22 protein-coding genes and 1 tRNA gene are annotated in these 18,701 nt (G+C 61.4%); 5 read left to right on the plus strand and 18 right to left on the minus strand.

Translation table 11 applies throughout. From position 1 onward, the window contains the following. Nucleotides 1-133: 133 nt before the first annotated feature. From ISS99_RS18485 to ISS99_RS18495, 3 genes are all read left to right on the plus strand, one after another. Complete coding sequence (locus ISS99_RS18485; RefSeq protein WP_204633078.1) at nucleotides 134-745, plus strand: hypothetical protein; 612 nt, start codon at nucleotides 134-136, stop codon at nucleotides 743-745. A gap of 311 nt (nucleotides 746-1,056) precedes the next feature. Continuing rightward, entirely contained in the window at nucleotides 1,057-1,455 is a 399-nt protein-coding gene (locus ISS99_RS18490) for an arsenate reductase ArsC (RefSeq protein ID WP_204633079.1), read from the plus strand. 122 nt (nucleotides 1,456-1,577) lie between these two features. After that, nucleotides 1,578-1,805: a hypothetical protein gene (locus tag ISS99_RS18495; protein ID WP_204633080.1), complete on the plus strand. Its 228-nt coding sequence runs from the start codon at nucleotides 1,578-1,580 to the stop codon at nucleotides 1,803-1,805. Nucleotides 1,806-1,950: 145 nt separating this feature from the next. Here the strand turns inward: ISS99_RS18495 and ISS99_RS18500 are convergent, their stop codons facing one another. From ISS99_RS18500 to ISS99_RS18570, 15 genes are all read right to left on the minus strand, one after another. Next, nucleotides 1,951-2,511, minus strand: coding sequence for a hypothetical protein (locus ISS99_RS18500; protein WP_204633081.1), 561 nt, complete (start codon nucleotides 2,509-2,511; stop codon nucleotides 1,951-1,953). 43 nt (nucleotides 2,512-2,554) lie between these two features. Continuing rightward, on the minus strand, nucleotides 2,555-3,220 hold the full coding sequence (locus tag ISS99_RS18505) for a TadE/TadG family type IV pilus assembly protein (RefSeq protein WP_239538175.1): 666 nt from the start codon (nucleotides 3,218-3,220) through the stop codon (nucleotides 2,555-2,557). After that, entirely contained in the window at nucleotides 3,217-3,765 is a 549-nt protein-coding gene (locus tag ISS99_RS18510; protein ID WP_204633082.1) for a tetratricopeptide repeat protein, read from the minus strand. The genes ISS99_RS18505 and ISS99_RS18510 overlap by 4 nt, the downstream gene beginning before the upstream one ends. Then, a complete protein-coding gene (locus ISS99_RS18515) occupies nucleotides 3,765-4,118 on the minus strand; it encodes a DUF192 domain-containing protein (RefSeq protein ID WP_204633083.1) in 354 nt (117 codons plus the stop codon). Before ISS99_RS18515 ends, ISS99_RS18510 begins: the two co-directional genes overlap by 1 nt. Beyond that, nucleotides 4,118-5,008: a type II secretion system F family protein gene (locus ISS99_RS18520; protein WP_204633084.1), complete on the minus strand. Its 891-nt coding sequence runs from the start codon at nucleotides 5,006-5,008 to the stop codon at nucleotides 4,118-4,120. The genes ISS99_RS18515 and ISS99_RS18520 overlap by 1 nt, the downstream gene beginning before the upstream one ends. Then, nucleotides 5,005-5,859, minus strand: a complete 855-nt coding sequence (locus ISS99_RS18525; protein ID WP_204633085.1) for a type II secretion system F family protein — start codon at nucleotides 5,857-5,859, stop codon at nucleotides 5,005-5,007. The genes ISS99_RS18520 and ISS99_RS18525 overlap by 4 nt, the downstream gene beginning before the upstream one ends. Continuing rightward, nucleotides 5,852-7,591 carry a TadA family conjugal transfer-associated ATPase gene (locus ISS99_RS18530; RefSeq protein WP_204633086.1) on the minus strand — a complete coding sequence of 580 codons (1,740 nt, stop codon included), beginning with the start codon at nucleotides 7,589-7,591 and terminating at the stop codon, nucleotides 5,852-5,854. Before ISS99_RS18530 ends, ISS99_RS18525 begins: the two co-directional genes overlap by 8 nt. 8 nt (nucleotides 7,592-7,599) lie before the next feature. Then, the gene (locus ISS99_RS18535; RefSeq protein ID WP_204633087.1) at nucleotides 7,600-8,955 is read right to left on the minus strand and encodes a type II and III secretion system protein family protein; all 1,356 of its coding nucleotides are present in this window, start codon (nucleotides 8,953-8,955) and stop codon (nucleotides 7,600-7,602) included. A 3-nt stretch (nucleotides 8,956-8,958) separates the two neighbouring features. After that, nucleotides 8,959-9,744 (minus strand): Flp pilus assembly protein CpaB, encoded by a 786-nt coding sequence (gene cpaB, locus ISS99_RS18540; protein ID WP_204633088.1) that lies wholly within the window; start codon nucleotides 9,742-9,744, stop codon nucleotides 8,959-8,961. Nucleotides 9,745-9,767: 23 nt separating this feature from the next. Further along, the gene (locus tag ISS99_RS18545; protein WP_204633089.1) at nucleotides 9,768-9,959 is read right to left on the minus strand and encodes a hypothetical protein; all 192 of its coding nucleotides are present in this window, start codon (nucleotides 9,957-9,959) and stop codon (nucleotides 9,768-9,770) included. Further along, a complete protein-coding gene (locus tag ISS99_RS18550; RefSeq protein WP_204633090.1) occupies nucleotides 9,956-10,642 on the minus strand; it encodes a hypothetical protein in 687 nt (228 codons plus the stop codon). The genes ISS99_RS18545 and ISS99_RS18550 overlap by 4 nt, the downstream gene beginning before the upstream one ends. Next, nucleotides 10,632-11,525, minus strand: a complete 894-nt coding sequence (locus ISS99_RS18555; RefSeq protein ID WP_204633091.1) for a TadE/TadG family type IV pilus assembly protein — start codon at nucleotides 11,523-11,525, stop codon at nucleotides 10,632-10,634. Before ISS99_RS18555 ends, ISS99_RS18550 begins: the two co-directional genes overlap by 11 nt. 115 nt (nucleotides 11,526-11,640) lie before the next feature. Next, nucleotides 11,641-12,159 (minus strand): hypothetical protein, encoded by a 519-nt coding sequence (locus tag ISS99_RS18560; protein WP_204633092.1) that lies wholly within the window; start codon nucleotides 12,157-12,159, stop codon nucleotides 11,641-11,643. Between the two features lie 53 nt (nucleotides 12,160-12,212). Further along, complete coding sequence (locus ISS99_RS18565; RefSeq protein WP_204633093.1) at nucleotides 12,213-13,844, minus strand: pilus assembly protein TadG-related protein; 1,632 nt, start codon at nucleotides 13,842-13,844, stop codon at nucleotides 12,213-12,215. Nucleotides 13,845-13,961: 117 nt separating this feature from the next. Further along, nucleotides 13,962-14,258: a pilus assembly protein gene (locus ISS99_RS18570; RefSeq protein ID WP_204633094.1), complete on the minus strand. Its 297-nt coding sequence runs from the start codon at nucleotides 14,256-14,258 to the stop codon at nucleotides 13,962-13,964. A 462-nt stretch (nucleotides 14,259-14,720) separates the two neighbouring features. On the opposite strand from ISS99_RS18570, the gene ISS99_RS18575 reads away from it, so the two are divergent. Both ISS99_RS18575 and ISS99_RS18580 read left to right on the plus strand, forming a co-directional pair. Then, complete coding sequence (locus tag ISS99_RS18575; protein WP_204633095.1) at nucleotides 14,721-15,725, plus strand: OmpA family protein; 1,005 nt, start codon at nucleotides 14,721-14,723, stop codon at nucleotides 15,723-15,725. Between the two features lie 397 nt (nucleotides 15,726-16,122). Then, nucleotides 16,123-16,377 (plus strand): GlsB/YeaQ/YmgE family stress response membrane protein, encoded by a 255-nt coding sequence (locus ISS99_RS18580; RefSeq protein ID WP_204633096.1) that lies wholly within the window; start codon nucleotides 16,123-16,125, stop codon nucleotides 16,375-16,377. A 92-nt stretch (nucleotides 16,378-16,469) separates the two neighbouring features. Here the strand turns inward: ISS99_RS18580 and ISS99_RS18585 are convergent, their stop codons facing one another. The 3 genes from ISS99_RS18585 to ISS99_RS18595 form a co-directional block, all read right to left on the minus strand. Further along, a complete protein-coding gene (locus tag ISS99_RS18585; protein ID WP_204633097.1) occupies nucleotides 16,470-16,808 on the minus strand; it encodes a hypothetical protein in 339 nt (112 codons plus the stop codon). 681 nt (nucleotides 16,809-17,489) lie between these two features. Then, nucleotides 17,490-17,566: transfer RNA gene (locus ISS99_RS18590), tRNA-Arg, on the minus strand. 88 nt (nucleotides 17,567-17,654) lie between these two features. Next, on the minus strand, nucleotides 17,655-18,656 hold the full coding sequence (locus ISS99_RS18595; RefSeq protein WP_204633098.1) for an SOS response-associated peptidase family protein: 1,002 nt from the start codon (nucleotides 18,654-18,656) through the stop codon (nucleotides 17,655-17,657). Nucleotides 18,657-18,701 lie beyond the last annotated feature (45 nt).

Genomic DNA, 18,701 nt, shown 5'->3' on the forward strand with positions numbered 1-18,701 from the left:
CAACCTTCCAGAGCGCAGGACAAGTACACCCGGATGGCAATCAAGCATTCAGGCAGCGCTAGCCATTGGCAAGCAATGATCTCCCAAACCGTTTTTCATTCATCAGGGGATCTTTGTGCGGAAACTATTTTGCATGGCCGTGCTGGCCGCTCTGCCGTTGACGGCGGTCGTGGCCCAGGATCAACCGCCCCAGCACCGGGAGGACGGTCAACGGCAGCAGGCGCCAGCGCCCGGCCAGGCACCCGGCCACTGGCAGCCCGGTCGCCCCGCGTACACCCCTGGTCAATACGGCCACGTGCCGATGCCGGCTGCACCTTATCCGCGTGGTCCCGTGGGTCCAGGCGCTTATGGCCATGGCCCCATGGGCCCGGGCCCGTATCGCGGTCCCGGAAATTTCCACCATTTCGCAGGCCGCGACTTCGCACACTTCTCGGCCGAAGATCAGGTCGCGTGGCGCGGCGGCGGCTGGCGCCACGAGTTTCACGACGGACGCATGGGCTGGTGGTGGTTTGCGGGCGGTGCCTGGTATTTCTATGACCAACCGGTCTATCCCTACCCCGCTTATGTGTCCGAGGTGGTGTATGCGGAACCCGTCGAAGACGATCAGGGCGAAGAGGTAGAACCCTCCGTTGCGCCTGCCCCGCCGCCTCCGCCGACCGGTAACGTCTATTACTACTGCCCCGGCGTCGGCTATTACCCGCAGGTGTCTACCTGCTCGGTCCCATTCCAAACCGTTACGAACTGACCGCGTTGGCACTTAACCGACGATCCGCATCACGGGTCGATGGGCCGGCTGCGCGACCAGGGTAAGCCCACATTGGTGCTGGTCCGGTTACATTCTATTAACAAACCGTACGGTATAGTTATTCCATGTCGTGAGACACCCGTCCCACCGCTTACCTAGGCCTCCCCTCCCGGCTAAGCAATGTACAGATGGACGACCCCGAAGCCCGCGAGCTCCCCTCGCGGGCTTTTTATTGGCATCGGCTGGAAAAGAAACGTCAACCGAACCCTTGGTGAGGCATGATTCTTTGCTCCCACCGTCAACCCAAGCCCATGCCCACCGAAAAGCGCATCCTGTTCGTCTGCGTCGAAAACGCCAACCGCAGTCAAATGGCTGAGGCCTTTGCGCACCTGTACGGCGGCGATGCGGTCGAAGCGCTCAGTGCAGGCTCGCGTCCTTCCGGTGTCATCAACCCCAGGGCGGTGCAATTCATGCAGGAACTGGGTTACGACCTGACCACGCACGCGTCCAAATCCCTGGATGAGGTTACCGGCGAATTCGATGCCGTGGTGACCATGGGCTGCGGCGACAGCTGTCCGTGGGTGCCAGCCCGCCTTCGGCTGGATTGGGCGCTGCAAGATCCTAAGCACCTCGACGATGACGGCTACCGGGCGGTGCGGGATGACATTGCCGCGCGGGTCAAATCACTGTTGGCTGAATTGGCGGTTTGACTGCCCCGCCCCGGATTGCACGCACGTGATACGTTGGCGCTTTAGGAATTTTCCTAATCTCAGTTCGATCCGTTGTTGATAGCGTGCACCACGTCTTTATCAAACCACCACCGGAGGTCGTCATGGGAATTCTGGATACATTGGGCGAAGTTGCAGGCGCCGTGGCTGCTGTCGAAGGAGCCAAGAAGCTCGATCCAAACGCTGGCCTGCTCACTGAAGCCGCCGCTGCCGTCGCCGGCTTCGAAGGCGCGGGCGCACTCGAATCGATGGCCGCAAAGAAGAAGGCCCAGAGTGAAGGCGAAGCGGAGTCGAACGACGCCGAAGCGCAGAGCGACGATTCGCAGTCCTGATCCATCGAGTTATCGAAAGCATCCAGGGCCGGCTCCGCAAAGAGCCGGCCCTGCTTTTTTTGCGCCGATCGAAACCTCAGCCGGCCCGCACGATGCACTGCAAGCTCGATCCATCCTTGCAGCGAAACGGGACTCGCGCCGTCGCCTAAGGCACCGTGAAGGCGCTGTCCGGTAGCGCGGCATAGTCGATCGCCACCGTCTCCATGTTGTACGCACGCTCGCTGGTGTCTTTCGCCTTTATGGCAAGCAACACACCGGTCTCCTGATCGATCCACAGCACGCCGCTATCGGTGCCGTCGGGACCCGCCCTGCCCGCGTGGTCGTAGCGCCAACCGGTGGCGCGGCGTCCGGCGATCAAGCGGTCGTCTACCTGCAAACAGGAAAGGCCCAATTCCGAGCAGGGTTTGTCGGTATCCAGCCGCGTCACCGAGGCGATTGGCAGGTGCTTCACCGGCAGAGGCCGCGTGCTTCCCGATGGCAACAGCCAGGTGCGGTTACCCACGCGGAACACACTGCCGCGCTGTTGCGGGCCACCGTCGTAGTCGATGCGCGCGTTCGAACCTTTCAATCGAATCGTTTCAGCCATGACGCCGGCAGCCGTGGCATCGCTGCCGTGCGCCTGGATACCCGCGCCGGACAGGATCGCTTTTAAAGTCACATCCGGCACCGGCGAGTCCGCGGCCAGGGTCGCCCACGGCCAAGCCATCACAATCATCCAAAGCCAGGCGCAGCGCTTCAGCTTGACCATCTCAGCCACCCGGCAACTGGCTGGGATCGCGAATAGGCGTCTGCATGCGCACGATCGCCTGCGAAGCCAGACTCAGACTGTAGACCGTATGGCCTTCGGCGGCCGAACGCACCACGTCGAAGGTGCCGATCATGCGGTCGATCACCGGTACGATCAGCGGATATTTATAGGTGACGGCGATTTTCAGGATATTGGCATCCTGCACTGTCATGCCACTGTTGGCGCCTACCTTGCTGCCGCGAAAAGGCAGGCTGTCGTTGGGAATGGCCGACACCCCGTCGTACTGGGTTTCCTTCCAGTCGCGGAAGGCGACCTGGGTCGGGCTGACGATAGTGATCGTCGCCGCGTTGCCGGTGCATACGTCGGCCTTTGCCGTGTAAAAGGACGTAAGCACTGCGCTGCCCGAAGCCTGATGCGTGTAGAGCGGCGTCAGCCCTCCCGCCAAACCATCGCACATCGCACTGATCTGCGCGAAATTCGTGGCACCTTTGCGTGCGGCTTGCAGTGCGGCGTAATCCAGTACCGTCTTGGCGCGATACAGCAGAATGGCCTGGAACAGGCCCAGCAACAGCGGCCCCAGCACGACGATGCACACTACGAATTCGATCAGGCTCTGCCCGCGCATCAGGCGCCCGCTGGCGATCGGCGCGAACTCGGAGCGTCTCATGGCGTGGCACCCGCCTGCTGCGGCGCCGGCGGTGTCGATACAACCGATGCAATGGGTACCCGCGCCGAGGAAGCGGCAGGTGCCGGTGCGTCGATGTGCGAGGTGGCCGACGTCGGGTTCGTCAAGGTGGCAATGCCATAGGCAAAATGCGCGCTTCGCTGCGCAAGCGGATCGCGGTTTTGCTGCGACGCTTGCGCAAATGCTGCCTGTGCCAGGCGAAGACGCACGATGCCAAGGTTGTACAAGGCTTCGGTATAGCCGGGCTTGAGTGCAATGGCTTGCTGGTAGGACACGATGGCGGCGTCCGGCTGCATCAGCTTGAACTGCACGTTGCCCAGGCGAAACCAGTAGGAAGCCTCCTTCGGCATCGCCTTGGTGAGTGCCTGGTAGCGTTGCAACGCCAGCGGCATGTCGCCGTGCGCATAGGCATCATCGGCGTCGTGTTGCGTGGCGACGATGGACTCCACCTGCTTGGGCACGGACGTAGCGCAACCGACCAACAACGTGGCCAGCAGCATCGCGGCAAGGACACGAGTAGAAATCATCACATCGACCTCCAGAGGAGACGGTCGCCCCGCCGCAGGCGAAGAATCTCGATGCCGCCGGCAAAAAGTTCCAAAGTCTGCCGCGCGCCGCGGCAAGCGCTGGTGCGCGTTGGCAACATGTTTTCGCGGGTCGTCAGCACGCCGCCCTCCGCATCGAGGTACACCACGTCGATCGGATAGTGCATGCCGAAGGTATGGACCGAGCCGCAAGGCTTGAGCAGCAGGCCCTCGCCCGCATCCGGCGCCAAGGGCGTGCGGCCAAGCAGGCCGCGCAAGCGCGACAGCGCGGTGTCGGCAAGCCAGGTGCGTGCCACCAGGCAGACATCGTCGCGATAGAGAGCGCCGAGTCGCATCAGAAGATGCCCTCCTGGCGCATGCGCAGATAGATGAAATAACCCAGCGCCAGGAAGATCAGCGGAAAGAAAAACAGCACCAGCGGCAGCATCATTTTCACCGGTGCTTCCAACGCCAGCTTTTCCGCGCGCAAAAAGCGTTCCTCGCGCCGCTGCGAAGCCTGCGCACGGAGCGTGGAGCCAAGGCTCGCACCCACGCGATCAGCCTGGATCAAGGTACCGGTGAAACCGGATATCTGCGACATGTCCATGCGATCGGCCATGCGGCGCAGCGCCTCGGCGCGCGGCAGGCCGGAACGGATGTCGCGCAGCAGCCGGGTAAATTCCTGCGCCATCGGACCAGGCGGCCCCTTCTGCGTCGCTTGCTCGATACCCCCGGTGATATTGAGGCCGGCTTCCACCGCCATGGTGATGAAGTCCAGGTAGACCGGCAGATCCCTGATCACCTGGCGCCGGCGCTTGTTGCGCCGTTCGGTCAACCACAGCAGCGGAAACCACCAGCCCAGCACCGCACCGAAACCAACTGCCAGCAGGTATGGTGGAAGACCTTGCACATCCAGCAGCTTCACCAGCGCCAACAGGAATAGCGCCACCAGCGCCATGCTCGTTACCCGCAGGCCGTAGAACTGTTCTGGGCTGAGCACGAAGTCCTGCCCTGCAGCCTGCAATTGCTTATAGGTAACTTCCAGCCTGTGCGGCGGCAGGCGCGGTGCGATGACAAACGTGGCCAGGTTCACCAGCGGCCACAGCAGGCGTAGCCCGAAAGACAACGGATCCTGGAAGTTGCGATCCGCCTGCGGCACCTCGCGCATCAATCCGTAGATCGACCAGAAGCCGAGCCCGATGCAGCCCGCCACGGTCACTGCAATGAGGATGGCCAGCGCGATCATATGTCGATACTCGTGATCTTGCGGCACATGCGGTAGCCGAGATATTCCATCACCGCTGCCACGGCAACCACGCCCCAGCCCAGCGGTGTGTGATACATCGCGCCCATCGTCTCCGGATAGGCAAAGCTGAGAAAGGCGATGATGCCGACCGGCATCATCGCCATCACGATGCCTTGCAGGCGCCCTTGCGCGGTGAGCGATTTCACCTTGCCTTCCATGATCAGGCGCCGCCGCAGCGTCTCCGACAGCAACGCCAGGCTTTCCGCGAGATTGCCACCCACCTCGCGCGAAATGCTCACCGCAGAGACGAACAGCGTGATGTCCTGCACCGGCACGCGGTCGTTGAAATGCACCAGCGCCTCTTCCAGCTTCACGCCCATGCGCTGCTCGCGAAGCACCAAGGCGAATTCCTGCGAAAGCGGGGGTTCCACGTCGCGCGTGAGGCTCTCCAGTGCTGGCGTAAAACCGAGGCCGGCGCGCATGCCTCCGGCCACCATCAGCAAGCCGTCGGGAAGCTGTTGCTGGATCTTGTCGATGCGACGCTGCCTCATCCATTGGTAAATCTTTTTGGGCAGCAGCCAGATCATCGCCAAGGCAAAGCCGGCCAGCAACGGGTTGCGCGTTACCAGCCACAGCAATACCGGCACCAGCACCAGCGCGACGACGTTGATGCGAAACAGATGCCCCGTATCCATGAACATGAACATATCGGCGAGATTGAATCGTGCCTGCTCGGTGAAGGCATCCTGATAGCGCCCCCAGAACACCAGCGAACTTTGCACCAGCACGTAGCTGATGCACGCCACGGCCAGGAAGGTCACGACGCCCAGGCCGAACAACGCGCTATTCATGCCCCTTGCCTCCCGCCGGCTTGAAGATCGACAGGTCCACCGGCACGCCGCGATCAGCAAGTTCTTCATAGAACTCCGGCACCGCGCCGGTTGCGCTGAATTCGCCGCGCACTCGGCCGCCAGGTCCACCCTGGTCGCGTGCCCGGAACGAGAACAGCTCCTGGGTCTGGATCGTGCCGCTTTCGATGCCGGTGATTTCCCAGATGTGCGTGACCTTGCGCGAGCCGCAAGGGAAGCGTCGCTGATGGATGATCAGGTCGACTGCCGAGGCGATCTGCTCGCGCACCACGACCATCGGCAAGTCCATGTTGGACATCAGCACCATGACCTCCAGGCGCGACAGCGCATCGCGCGGAGAATTTGCGTGCGCGGTGGTGAGCGAGCCTTCGTGACCGGTATTCATGGCCTGCAGCATGTCCAGTGCCTCGCCGCCGCGGCATTCGCCGACCACGATGCGGTCCGGCCGCATGCGCAAAGCGTTACGGACCAGATCGCGGATCGTGATGATGCCCTTGCCCTCGAGGTTCGCCGGGCGCGCCTCGAGCGACACCAGGTTGGGCTGGCTGAGCTTGAGCTCCGCGGCGTCCTCGATAGTGACGATGCGCTCTTCGTCGGGAATGAAGTTCGACAGAATATTGAGCAGCGTGGTCTTGCCCGATCCGGTGCCGCCAGTCACCACGATGTTCTTGCGCTCGCGCACTGCCATCTGTACGAATTCGAGCATCGGCTCATCGATCGAACCGAACTTGAGCAGATCCTCCCCCATCAGCTTGCGCTTGCTGAACTTGCGAATGCTGATGCTGGGTCCGCGCAAGGCGATCGGCGGAATCACGGCATTGACACGCGAACCGTCGGCCAGGCGTGCGTCCACCATCGGCGAACTTTCGTCGATGCGGCGCCCCAGCGGCGCCACGATGCGCTCGATCGCCGCCAGCACCGCCTTGTCGCCGGTGAAAATGATCGAGGACTTCTCGATGCGGCCGGCGCGCTCGATAAAAATTTCGTCCGAACGGTTGACCATGATCTCCGTCACCGACTCGTCCGCGATCAAGTCCTCCAGCGGCCCCAGGCCGATCGCTTCGTCCAGCACCTCCTTGGCCAGGCGGGTGCGGTCGATGCTGGCCGGCAGCTCCGCGTCGAACTCGCGCCCGATGATTTCTTCGATCAGTGCCGCGGTCTTTTCGCGCAAGTCATCATCGGTCATGCCGCGCACGTCGACCCGCCGCAGGTCCATCTGCTTGACCAGCGAAAGGTGCGCCTTGGTGCGCCATTCGAGCATCTCCGGATTCGGCGTACCGATTTGGGCAGGGATCTCCGGCTCGCGCGCCGCAGCTACCGGCATCGGCGGCGGCGAAGGACTGGATGCCGGCGGGGCGTCCGCGAGGTGAGACGACGCATTGGCGGCTTCCCGCGGCACCTTGAGCGGCGCCGTCTCGGCCTTGTCCACCAGCACGCGCAGGCGATAGGCGCCGATCGTTACGATATCGTCGCGCAACAGCGGCCCGTGCACGTCCTGGATGCGCTCGCCGTTGACCGCCACCGGCGCACGCCCTCCCAGCACTTCAATGAACACGGCGCCCTGGCGCAGGCGCAACGCCGCGTGTTCGCGCGCGATGTTCCAGCCTTGCAGGATCACCAGGTTGTCGTCGCCGCGCCCGATGACGCACACGTCGTGCAGGCAGCGCACTTGGCGCTTGTCGCGATTGGGGGTTTCGATCAGCACTTCAAACATGACTGGCCTCAATCAACGATGTCGCTGCCGATGGTTTTGCGGAAATCGTCTCGAAGCCGGTCGCTGTGCTCGATTTCCTTCTTGTTCTCTGGTGAGTTGGCATCCACTACCACCGGGGTCACGAACACCACCAGCTCGGTGCGCTTGGCCTGGAAATTACGCGAACGGAACAGCGGTCCGAGTATCGGCAGGTCGCCCAGTCCCGGGAACTTGTCGAAGTTCTTCGCTCCCTGTGCGTCGACCAGGCCTGAAATGACAATGGTCTGGCCTTCGTGCACGTTCACTTGCGTGTCGGTGCGGCGGGTGACGAAGCCCGGGTAGCCTTGCACTGTTACGGTGGGATCGATGCGGCTGATTTCAGTGGAAAGATCGGTCGATATCTCGCCGTCGCTATTAACCACCGGTGCGATGTGCAGCTTGATGCCGTAGTCCTTGTAGTCAACCTGCACCTGCCCCAGCACGCCGCTGCTGATCGGAATAGGCACCTGTCCGCCGACCAGGAAATCCGCCGTGCCGCCGCTGCGCGCCGAAAGCTGCGGGGAAGCCAGCTCCCACGCCTTGCCATCCTGCTCGAGCAGATTGATCTGCGAGCCGATCGAGGTGGCAATGCCGAAATACGAGGCGGTTCCCGGTACTCTCACCGGCAGGCTGGCCGCGGCTCCCGTGCCATCGACGCCGTTGAAACCGCTCGACATCACCCGGTAATAGGGATTGGTCACCCAGTCGTGCACCAAACCGCCGCTGGGTCCGGCGATGACACTGTCCCATTGAATGCCGATCTGGTTGAGCGCCGTCTTGTCGAATTCCATGATGCGCACTTTCATCTCCACCATGGGCTGCATATTGACCGCGTTCGCGCTGGTGAAATCGAGCACCTGCGGATAGAGCTTGCGAATCGCGGCAACGTGCGCGACATCGGTGGGCGAAAGATTATTGCCGCTCAGCACCACGCTGCCGCCCACCGCATTCACGGAGATCGGGCTGCCGGATCCAAGCAGCTGGCGCACCAGATCCGCCACCTGGTCGGTATTGCCTACGACGATGTGCACCGCCACGCTGCGCTGCGTGCCATCGGCCATCCACAACTGCAGCGAGGTATCGCCCTCTTTCGTGGCGATCAGCACCATCTGGCGGTCGCCCAGCACCTTCACGGTCATCAGCTTGCCGTCGCCGACTGCCACCCGCGTGAGCGAGCCCGGTGCGTTTTGCACCAGTGCCTGCCCGGCATACATGGTGATCTGGTCGGGAATGACCACGGCTTCCGCCCGGGCGATCGGCACGAAGCGAGCGAAAATCAACAGCGACACCGTCAACAGCGCGATGAAGCCCCGGGCGTAACCTTTGTCCTTTGCACGAATGTCCATGGACTACACATTTCCAATAATGAATTGAATGCCGCTGCCGCTCTTGACGCGGCGACCGAGACGCAAGAGATCCTGCTTGCTGAGCAGGTTCAGATCGAACGGACGATTGCTGCCGGGGGGACGAAGCAGTACCCGCAGCTCACCCACTTTCATGGCCATACCGATGCGCTGCGCATCCTGCGGGGCGACTTCCAGGGTGATGTTGGAATAGGTCGAATCGCCCTGCTTGTCATCGTTCGCCTGCACGCCCTTGGCACGCTTGCCGGTGGCCAGCACCAGCACGTTGCCGAGCAGCGAACGGATATCCGAGGACTGGTCCTGCGTGGTCAACAAAAGCAGGTCGATGTGGTCGCCCGGGACGATCAGGCCGGACACCGAGTTGGTGTCGTCGACCTGGATCGAATACGCCACGTCCTTGGGATCGATGATGTTGGAGAAGTGGTCCGTCACCAGCTCGACCGCACTCCCCGGAATGGGCGTGCCGTGCGTCAACGGCGCTCCCAGCGTTTGCCCCAGATAAGCTTCGTAGTTGTCGGGCGTCAGCGCGTCGGCCGGCACGAAATCCGCCGGCACGTCGCGCGAAGCGATTTCCGCCTTGGTCAGGGTTGCGCCCTTGGGCAAGTCCTTGACCGGCACGACGACCGTACGCATTTCCTGCGGCGGCGGCGTATTCGCCTGTGTGCGTGCAGCCACTTCGCTGTTGATGTAGTGCACCGCCATCAAGCTGGCGCCGATACCCAGCACGGCTGCGATGCCGAGAAAGATGAGATTTCGATTGATCCTTGCCATGCGTTCCTTTCCTTCCCCTCAACTCATATCCACGAAGCCGAAATGGCATACACGAAAGCCGAGTAGGCCTGACGGAGATTGGTCATCAATTGCTGGATGCCGCCCGGCCCGACCGCCATCAGCACCAACACTACGAACAGCGCCACGAGCACGTACTCGACCAACGCACTGCCGCGCTGCCGCGTGCGCATGAGCTGCCGCGAGTGCTTCGTCATGGCGTCACCCCGTTCGGATCCTGCACGTTGATGACGACCTGCGAGTGATCGTCGCGGTCCTGCACCACCACCACGGTCAGCTTGCCGCTGCCGCGCTCGTAGCTGAGCACGCAGCTGGTGGCGGCGCAGCGGCTGCCGTCGGCAGGCTTCCAGCCATCTGCGAGCAGATGCTCGCGGAAGTATTCCGCGTTCTGGCCGGCCGACAGGCCGTTGTCCATCGCGATGGTACGCGCCGGAACCGGATCGTCAGGGTAAGCGATGTCGTTGAAGACCTTGGTGCCTTCCGGCCGCGCAAAGCCCTTGCCCGGTTCCGGATGCCTGGGTGCGGTAGCCAGATCGATCACGCCAATCTGGCCTTTACTGCCTTCGCCAGCATCGGCTACTTCAACGGTGGTGAAGTAGTCGCCTTCGCGATGCGCAATGATTTGCTTGCCGCCCATCTCGTTCACCACCACCTTGCCGCCCCAGACTTTGCGATAAAACGCCAGGATGTCGGCACTATGCTCGTGTGAATCAAACACGCTGGCATGCATGTCCATGCCGTTGTAGACGATGCGCTTGGCCACCGGCGATATCTGTGTTTCCACCGGCACCGGTGTCTCGGGCCAGTCCGTTGCCAATGCGGCAAACGGTATCGCCCAGATCAGCGCAGCCACGACGAAGCTGGCAGGCTTACGGAACATTTTTGTACGGCACCAGCTTGTCGGTGGGCACCACGTCGGGCGCGGTGCGCCCCATTTCGAACTGGCTGGCGGGCGTGGTCAGTCCCATCAGCTGATTGAGCATGGGAACGTGCTCCAGAATGTTCACCGCGCCATTGACGATGCCCGTGAAACGCCCTAACCAGGTCGACGGCACCAATGGCGCCACTGTGCTGCGAACGCTGCGCAGCGTATTGGTCGAGTTGCCGTCCAGCGTTTCGCCACCGCCACCGGCATCCCAACTATCGGCCAACAGCACGGTCTTGGAAGAAAAGGCGAAGCGTTCCGTAGCGGTCGTGCCTAGAAAGGACACCGGATTGCCCGCGCTATCGAGAATCTGCTGCGCGTTGGCGGTTACTTGCGCCGTGACCAGTCCTTGCTTGTTGGGAGGAAGGCTGTTGCTCAACCCGAAAGTCTTGACCACGTTGCCAATCGCGCTCACTGCCTTGTCGACCAGGCTGGGCGAGGATGTCTGCGAATATCCGCTCAAGCTAAGGTCGTTGGTTTGCAGCAATGTCTTGCCGGAAAACGTGGTCAACATGGGATCGACGTACTGCGTCGGCACCGTGGCGCTGCTTTTTATCGCTTGCTGCGCCTGGGCGAACTGGTGTTCGCGCAGGCGATCCTGCTCGGTACTGGTATTGGGCAAACTTTGATTGAGCAAGGCCGGGTCCACCGTGGCTGCCCACGCCGCCTCGCGCGCGGCGGACTGCGTGGTCTGCTGGATGTGGATGTATTGCCCCACCAAGGTGATGCCGACCGCCAGCGGCGCCAACACCAGCATCGCCACGATGATTTCCACCAGGCTCTGCCCGCGCTGCAGCGCGGGGCGCGTCGTGTTCCGATGTCTCTGCCAGCTTGGCATGATGCCTCCCTCCCTCGCAGTGCCGTGGCGCGACGCTGAGACCGAACCATCACAGGTCGTTATCCGAACCTGCGATCGCGTTGGCGTCATGGCCGATGCCACCGATTCGGACCGTTCAACCGTTGATCAAGTGTGTGCAGACAAAGGTGCCGGACAGCGTCGCCGTCTGCTGATTCATCACATCCAGGTTGGGTATTTGCAGGCCGCTGATCGTGAGCACCCAGGCGTCGCCCTTCTTCGCCACGCTGACGGCACCCTTCTGCCCCGTCACCATGAACGCCGTCTGGTCGGTGACGTGTTGGTGATCGACGGCAAAATGCACGATCGCACCCGGATCAACCATGGCGACATCGATAAACGCCCCCGGCGTCTTGATCTCGGGATGAAACTTGTCCTGATGCGGCGCCACGAACGTGACCAGATGCTGATGACCGTCGAACGCGCAATCGGCCGACTGGAACGTGGCGCTGCCCGAAACGGCGCCCTGGTATTTGAGCGTGCCCGACGGCCCTTTGCCTGCATCACCCTGGCTGTCGGGCGACTTGGCCGAGCAACTCGTTCCTGCCAGCAACAGAGCGCCAAGGCTGAGTGCGGCAGAAAAATTGCGGAATACGGTGTGCACGTGTTTCGTCATTGCGGTCGTCATCTTTTTGGGTTGGTACGAGGAAGATTTGAATATCGCGAAGTTCATGGCACGCATGGCGCAGCGGCGCCGTTGCTTACGGCCACCTCTTGCCGAGTCGTGCAAGGCGTGTCGATCAGGCGCGCCTGCCAGTACGGGCTGAACAGGCTGCCCGTTTCGCGCCCTGGATCGGTCAACCGCGGAAACAGGCTGCGCGGGCGGCTGAAATAAGTTTGCGCGGATGCCAATGCCGTCATGCCGTTGGCCACGCTCGTATCGGTCACCTGGAAATCGGGTGGGCCGCCGATACCCTTCACATTGCTGCTCGTCTGCACGGTATTCATGACTTGAGCGACCAGCACACTAAAAACGGGGCCGACGTCCACCGCACTCACACCGTCAGCTGATGCGCTCTTGCCGTTGTCATACGGCACGGTCGCCTTGTTCGCCACGATGTCGTTGTAGTCGGGAAGACCGACCGTCGCACCAGGCTGCTCCAGCTCAGGCGTAATCCACGGTGTGCCGTCTTCGGCGGGTTGTGAAAGCGCCATGCCGCTGGCCGCACCGTTGTTGAGCGCGTTGCTGTAAGCCGCATAGGGTTGCTTTTGGGCGTACTGCGGATCGTTGCCTTGGTACGGCCCGTTCCAACCAGGGTCCTGGCGTGCCAGCGCGGCGAAAGAAGTGCTTACCGTGTCCACCGCGGCCGCACCGCCCCAGGCAATCGGCGTATCGAAGTGTTTCAAATGCGGCGGAAAACCTTCCATGCCGCAGGGGACGACGGGACACGTGAATTCGATATCAAGCGTGTCCAGGCCCACCCAACTGTGATAGTTGGCCAGGTCGGTGCCGCCGTATTTCTTGATCCATCCAAACAGGAAGGAGCCGTCTCGCTGGCGCGAGAACGGATCTCGCGCTTCCATCACCACGTTTTTCAGGCGCTCGGCACCCGCGCTGCCCGAACTCGCATTGGGGATCGTGTATCGAGTCACATAGGCATTCGCGGCCAAGGTGTTCTGCGCGAGGATGCCAATCCCCATCGCCGGGATGGAGGCCTGCGGATCATTGAGCGTCACGACATTGCGCGCGACATTTGCCGCGTCGGCGGCACCGCCATCGGCCACGACCAGCGAGACTTTCGAATAGACTCCGTTGAGATCCGCCACCGCGGCAGAAGCAACATTAAACAGTTGCTGCTCGACGTTGCGGCCTGCTTCGAGATCGCTCTTGGCTTCTTCCAATGCCTCCGTAGCGGCCGCGATCGCCTCGCCGACGCCCGCCCACGAAGTGACCAGGGCGATGACACCCAAGGCGTCGGCCAGGTGATCGGTGGCACTGATCGCGAAGTTCGTCCACGAATACCAGCTCACCATTTGCGCCATCGCCACTTCGTTGGCAACGGAAGCACGATTCATATAGGCAATCAGATTCAGCGCACGCGCCTCCTGCACGGCCGCGCTATAGGCCGCGGCATCGGCGGTGTTGACCAATTGCACTTTCTTGGTAACCACCTGGCCGGTATCGAACAGCACCACCAGCCCAAGGCACAGCACCAGCAAGGACACCACGACCAGAATCAACGCCTGTCCCGCGACTTTTCCGCGAAAAAAAGCCCGCCCGTGCACCGATGCGCAGGCGCCTTTACTTACCGCAGCTGCCCCCACCGCACATTGCTGTGCGTGTCGATTCCATCCTTTCATGGCACACATCCCTAACGTACCCACTCGCCGAATTTCGGCATCAACAGGCAAAGCGATCGGAATGTGCGGCACCTGCAAGGTACCGCACACTTGCAAACACCTCAGGGATTGGGCGATTTAGCCGCCCGTGCCGCTTACTTGGTTATCGTAGGAATTCAAGGTCTTGTCGTGCTGACCCTGCGTCGAAGCCTTACCCGCTGCGGACTTCGCGTTATTGATGTCAGGCGTTGCGTCGGTACCCGACAACTCATGCGCCATACCGCCCACTTGTGCGCGCACCGTGTGTCCAAAATAGGTAACGGCAGCAATGGCGGCAATGGCAATCAGGGCGGTGATAATGATGTATTCCGTCATGCCCTGGCCCCGCTGACGGATACGAAACGACTGCTTATTAAGCACACGAAGGTGATTCATCAGATTTCCCCTAACGCTCGTAAAATTGCTCGTCCATGACGAGACAAGTCAGGTTGATGAAACACGTGCCCCCTGAATCAGCCTAAATATAGGCTACACACGCACTACACTGGCTTCGCGAAACATGCTGTCGCTACACCAGCGGGGAGGAAAATATCAGGCAAGTACGATCAAGTTGTTAAATATTGCGACCCATTCGTAGAAAAGTATGATCACTGCTGTCAAGTTCACTAATGATTCAATGTTGTGAAAACACGCACTCGTTTTCACAAAGCTGAAAGCGATCATTGCATGTGCAACGAAAAAAACACCGCGATCCGCCATAGAGGCGATCAACGCAGCTCATGCAAGCATTACGCAAGCATGCAAACGTGAAGGACATCGCCATCGGCCACATCGGAGCTTGAACTGACCGCCGCAATTTGGATAACGTCGCGTGCCTCACCCATCGAAGGATCGACCGTGCAACGACGCCTGCTCACGCTTCTTTGCTTCACCATCGCAGCCTTCAGCTCGCTTGCCGCAGCCGCAGACACGCCACAACGCGATTTGGCCGGATCGCACGACAATCCGATCGTTTCGCGCTTCGCCGGCTCCGTCATCATCGGCTACAAAGCTATCGACTTCGATTCGCTCACGCTGCCCTTGGGGCCCTTCAACAACGGCGCCTACGGCAAGACCGATTCCGTGCAAGGCCAGATAACACGCATTGCCTACGTTGCACCAGCCGGTAAATCCGTCCACGAGATAGCCACCAATTTCGAGCAGGCACTGGAGCACTCCGGCTTTCAGAAGCGTTTCGCGTGCGAGGGTTCGTCAGCCAATCCCGGATGCGGCGATGCCTCCTCGATGTCGCAATCGCTGCTATCGGAAGCACTGATCCACAGCCTGAGCCCGAACACGCAAGACGAGAACACCATGGTGGACACGCTGTGGTCCAACGGCGGTTCGGTCTTCGTGGAGTCCGCGCGACTGGATCGCGCAGGCGGACCGGTCGACGTCGCACTGTTCATCAGCGGCAATGAAGGCAAGCCGGCAGGTATCTATCTGCAGGTATGCCAGAGCAAGGCCATGTCTGCCGGCGAAGTGACCGTCGATGCCAAGGCCATGGCGCAAGGATTGGCCCAGCAAGGGCACATCGCGCTCTATGGCATCCACTTTGACACCGATAGTGCCGTGCTCAGCGCCGATTCCAAATCCACGCTGCAACAAATGGCTGCATTGATGAAAGCGCAACCGGCGCTCAAGGTGTACATCGTCGGGCATACCGACAACACCGGCGCACTGGAACACAACCTCGCGCTTTCCGCCCAGCGCGCGGAATCGGTGGTCAAGGCTTTGCAGGGACTTGGGGTGACACCGACCCGCATGGCTGCCAAGGGCCTGGCTTCTTTCGCGCCGGTGGCAAGCAATGCCACGGACGACGGCAAGGCGAAGAACCGCAGGGTCGAGTTGGTCGAGCAATGATCACGGGCTGCAGGCCCGCTGCAAATGCCTGTCGTTTTCTCACCTGGGGCACCGTCTAAGGCTGCCCCAAGGGCAGCTGCGTTTTAGGAATCCTCTGATACGGACGGCGAATACGCGCTTTCAAACTATCGCCACTGACGGTACCGGGCCACCGCAGCAGGCATGGTTGCGATGGCAAGTCGGCCGACGGTTTCCGCACGCAGCGTGGCCTGCGGAGTTTAGCTTGGCGGTTATCCCGTTCCCTCTTCCCCTGGGCCGGGGGCGGCCGCCGGCCTTTTCCATTGAAGTGTGGGGTATGCCAGGCAGGGCTTGCGGCTTGCAACCTGCCTGGCTTTTTTTTGCAGTGCGTTCCGATTCCGAAAATTCCGTTTCCCAAATTCTTTCAGGAGTAAGGTGCATGGCAACTCACGACATTCTTGCGTGGCTGATCATCGGCGCCGTTGCGGGCTGGCTGGCCGGCAAACTGGTCAAAGGCGGCGGCTTCGGGCTGCTGGTGGATATTCTGGTAGGTATCGTGGGCGCGTTCGTGGGCGGATGGCTTTCCGGCCTGCTCGGCATCAGCCTGGGCGGCGGATGGATCGCATCGATCATTACCGCGACGGTGGGTGCGGTCATCCTGTTGTTTGTCATCCGGCTGGTCAAGCGCGCCTGAATCCTGCGCATGCCACATCGGCATGCAGACACAAAAAAACCTCCCGCAACAACGCGGGAGGTTTCATAGCTACGTAGCAGCAATCGCCGCGATCAATGCTTCTGGCGATAGATCGCGCGGCTGTTGTGGTTCTCCGACTTGTTGAGGTTGTGCTTTTCCTGCTTGGTCAGATGGCCGTCGTGCTTGGCCTCATCCACGCTTTCGCGGCGAGCGATGTTCGCATCGTGCGTTTCATCGCGATTGGCCTGGGCTTGCGACATGGTGCCGTTCTTCAGGCCGTTGTTGATGCGATCCTGCTGGTTTTCCAGGCGATTGTTCACTTCGTTGACGCGCGGATGGCCGGCAACATCGGTCTGCGCCATCACCGGACTGGCTGCCATCGCTGCACCGATGACCAGGCCCAGAAGAGTGAGTTTCGACTTTGCATTCATGGCAAATTCCTTGGTGTCTGTTAGCGGACGTTACTGATTGGAATCTGCCGCCTCGCCGTTGCTGGAGATAGCGGCATGCACGTGTCGGGTGGGGTCATCTGCTCTTGGGTATTGCCCTGCCGATGGTGTCTCCTCCAGCATCCTGCATCCATCGCGTGCCCCTCACCTCGCACAATGGCAGAGAACGAGCGGCCATGGCCTGCGTTGACAAGTACCCAAAGGGAACCCGTAACGGTTCAGCTTTCGCATAACTTCGTGCAGCCGGCCCCCGAGCGAGCAGACATATCTTTCATTCGGCTGACGTTTTTGGTGCTCCGCACGACTCAGGAAATGGATGCTTCGCAACTACTGAGCGAAAAAAATTTCGCTGTGCGGAGAAAACGTCGACCCTGTTCCGCCTGATTTTTTGCGGTGCTGCGGTCCGGCTCGCCAGAGCAGCGACGGTGATGCGCGAAATCAATGTCGCGTTTCCACGATGTGCGTCAGCCGCTGCTCGACGAGTGCAGGATTTGATGGGCGACGCGGCCCCTAAACGACGGAAAAGCATTACGCCCATCTCACGTCGGAAGGTGCAGGCGGAGCTTTGAACGCGCTCAAAAAGCTACTGTGACCAAGTGCGCCCGAAATGTGGCGAAACATACCCATTGAACGTGGGAGCGCCGGACGTAAGTCATTGATAAATGGTGCCCCCGATACGATTCGAACGTACGACCTTCCCCTTAGGAGGGGGACGCTCTATCCAACTGAGCTACGGGGGCTCAAGGCAACTCTACACAAGCTCTACATATTTTGGCTGCCTGGGCCGGGCAAGTATAGCCGCTCGGGGCCAGCGGAGCGCCCGTTCCATCATGCCACCTCCTCGGCTTCCTTCTTCGCCAGCTCGTGCTGATAGAAGGCATCGATCGGGTCATCCAGGATGGCGTACAGGGGCGCCAAGTCGTGCGGATCGGGATTCAGCCATACGTCCACATTCTCCGGCCGGATGGCGATCACGCACCTGTCGTGGCCGGCATCCTGGACCTCGGCCGGCGGCTCGCGCGTGATGATGGCGAACGAGTAGAACCCGGCACCCTCCTCGTCGTGCTCGGGCTCAACGTACCGCCACAGGCACGCGAGGAGCATGTCTTGCCGCGGCTCCGGCTCAAAACGGATCTCGACGCTGATGTCGCGCTCGCCGGGCGCCAGCTCGCGATGTTGAAGCCGATGGAGGCTGACGCTCTCGTAGAACCGGCTCGCGACGACGATGCCATGGTTCCAGCCGAACAGCTTTTTCCAGACGGTCGAGAGCTTGTCCTGGCGCGCGTTGTAGGTGCCTGGCTTTAGCGCCTCATCCTTGGCGGTCCACCCCGGCAGCCGGCAGCGGTAGCGCATGCGCCGGATGAGGCGCTCGCCGGTCTTGTGGTCGCGCACCAGCACGGGGCAATAGGAGCCTGGCCAGATGCGCCCGAGGCCCTCTGCATTGGCCGTAGCCCCGAGCTGGTCGAGCTTTGCCTGGGCCGCTTCGATCTTGTTGCCGGCTACGCGCCGGTCGTTCTCTGCTTTCTTGGTGGGTTTGGGGCTGGCCAGAACGGCATCAGCCTTGAGCTTGCGCTCGGTCTGCTCGGCAATCTCTGTTTCGAGCGCCAGCGCTGCCGACCGGTTGGCGTCGATCGCGATGGCATTGATCTCAGCCTCGCCGGCATCTCGCGGGTTGGCGAATGCATCACGCATCGCCTTGGGCACCTTGCGCACCCAGTCGCCGCTTTTCCTCCGCTGCCAAAACATCTTCACGAAGGCACGCAGGTCGAGCGCACCGCCCAACCGCTCATACTTTCGGAAGTCGGCGAAAATCTGCGCCGAGTAACACATGGCCGCGCTCCGGGGAACGAGGCGACCATGATGCCATGGCCGCTC

The organism is Dyella mobilis, assembly GCF_016904945.1.
Lineage (GTDB): Bacteria > Pseudomonadota > Gammaproteobacteria > Xanthomonadales > Rhodanobacteraceae > Dyella_B > Dyella_B mobilis.